1 protein-coding gene is annotated in these 2,368 nt (G+C 68.5%); it reads left to right on the forward strand.

Annotation, left to right across the window (positions count from 1 at the left end):
- Positions 1 to 291 precede the first annotated feature (291 nt).
- Positions 292 to 2,127, forward strand: a complete 1,836-nt coding sequence (locus VGV13_17845; protein HEV8642953.1) for a potassium transporter Kup — start codon at positions 292 to 294, stop codon at positions 2,125 to 2,127.
- The last annotated feature ends 241 nt before the right edge of the window (positions 2,128 to 2,368 follow it).

The raw sequence follows: 2,368 nt of genomic DNA on the forward strand, positions 1-2,368 counted from the left end.
GGTCGTGCACGACGGCCGTCTTGTCGGGAAAGACGTACGCGTTGCGCGTGAGAAAGCTCAGCGGGCTGAGCTCGGTGCGGTAGACTTTTGCTTGCTTCGCCATTCATGCCCTCCGACGGGGATGGCGCAAGTTTACCCGGGCAGGGCGGAGGTTGGCGAGCCCCGGTTGGCACGAGGTTGACAGGAGCCGACGACAGAACTGTGGCCAAGCCCCCCATACGCGGGCGCCCCGCGCAGGCCACCAGGCCTGGTGCGGAGAAGGACGGGCCGCGGCGGCTCGCCGCCCTCTCGCTGGCGGCGCTCGGCGTCGTTTATGGCGACATCGGCACCAGCCCTCTCTATGCCTTCCGCGAATGCTTCAACCCCCAGCACGGGCTGGCGCCGACGGCCGCCGCCGTGTACGGCGTGCTCTCCCTCATCTCATGGTCGCTCATTCTGATCGTCAGCATGAAGTACGTCGTCTTCATCATGCGGCTCGACAACCGCGGCGAGGGCGGCATCCTGGCCCTGCTCGCGCTCGTCCTGCTGACGCGCCGCCGCGACCGGAGCCCGCAGCGGCGAGTCTTCCTGGCCATCGGTCTGTTCGGGGCCGCGTTGCTCTACGGCGACGGCGTCATCACCCCGGCGATCTCCGTCCTGGGCGCCACGGAGGGTCTCGAGATCGCCGCCCCCGGTTTCGCGCCGTACGTCGTGCCCGCCTCGGCCGTCATCCTGGTCGGTCTGTTCCTGGTCCAGCACCGCGGAACGGCCCGCGTGGGTGGCATCTTCGGGCCCGTCATGCTGGCCTGGCTCGTTACCATCGCCGTCCTGGGGGCGGTCGAGATCGCCCGCGTGCCCGAGATCCTGGCCGCGCTCAATCCCTGGTACGGCGCCCGGCTGCTGGCCGAGCACGGCTGGCGGGGGTTCCTGGCGCTGGGCGCCGTCGTGCTGGCCGTGACGGGGGCGGAGGCGCTGTACGCGGACATGGGCCACTTCGGCCGGACTCCGATCCGCCTGGCCTGGTTCGCCCTCGTCTTTCCGGCCCTGGTGCTCAACTACTTCGGGCAGGGGGCGTTGCTGCTGCGCTCGCCGGAGGCCGTGCGGAACCCGTTCTACCTTCTGGCGCCGTCGTGGTTTCAGTACCCGTTGCTGGTGATCGCCACTCTGGCTGCCATCATCGCGTCGCAGGCGCTGATTTCGGGCGCCTTTTCGCTCACCCGGCAGGCGGTGCAGCTCCGCTTCAGCCCCCGGCTGACGGTCGTGCACACCTCGCGGTCCGAGGCCGGTCAGGTCTACGTTCCCGCCGTCAACCGCGCGCTGATGGTCGGCTGTCTCCTCATCGTCTTCGCCTTTCAGTCCTCCAGCGCGCTCGGTGCCGCCTACGGCATCGCGGTGACCGGCACCATGGCGATCACCACCCTGCTCTTCTATGTGATCGCGCGCGACCGCTGGGGCTGGTCCCGATGGCGCGCCGTCGGGGTGGCCGGGATCTTCCTGGCTATCGATCTGGCCTTCCTGGGCGCCAACGCCGTCAAGATCGGCGATGGCGGCTGGGTGCCGCTGGCGATCGCCGGCGGCATGTTCATCCTCATGGAGACGTGGAACCGCGGTAGCCGCCTGCTGACCGGCGTCCTATCGCGGGCCGCCATCCCGCTGGACGAGTTCATCGCCGAGTTGGAGCGCGTTCCGCCGCCGCGCGTGCCGGGGACCGCGGTGTTCCTCACCAACGAGGTGGAGGGCGCGCCGCTGGTTCTCCAGCACCACCTCCGCCACAACAAGGCGCTCCACGAGCGGGTCATCCTGTTATCGGTGGTGACGGAGGAGATCCCCGAAGTGGACGATGAGCGGCGGATGGCCAGCGAGTCCCTGCCTCAGGGGTTCTACCGCGTCCGCGTCCATTACGGCTTCATGGAGCACCCTGACGTCCCCGAGATCGTCGCGCATTGCTGCGACCACGTCGCGGTCGATCCCGAGCAGACGACGTTCTACCTGGGGCGCACCCACGTGGTGCCCACGGGACGGGGGCCGATGATGGCCTGGCGCAAGCGCCTGTTCCATCTGATGGCCCGCAACGGCGCCTCGGTCACCGACTTCTTCAAGATCCCGCCCAACCGAGTCGTCGAGCTGGGCGCCCAGATCGAGCTCTGAGGCGCGGCCCCTTCGAACCCCCTAGTGCCGTTCCAACTTGTTGATACTAAATCTGTCCACGAACGACGTACACGGTGCCTTCCTAGGCGCGAATAGTTGAAACGGCACTAGGCGATCCGGGGGCGAAGAAGTAAGCTGTCCAGAATGCGTAGCCTCGCGGCCACCCTCGGCCGTCCGTCGGCGGCGAGCCTCCCGCTCCTCGCCGTCGTGTTCGTCGCGTACGTCCTGGCCGGCAAGCTCG

Source organism: Candidatus Methylomirabilota bacterium, from assembly GCA_036001065.1.
Lineage (GTDB): Bacteria > Methylomirabilota > Methylomirabilia > Rokubacteriales > CSP1-6 > MNEF01.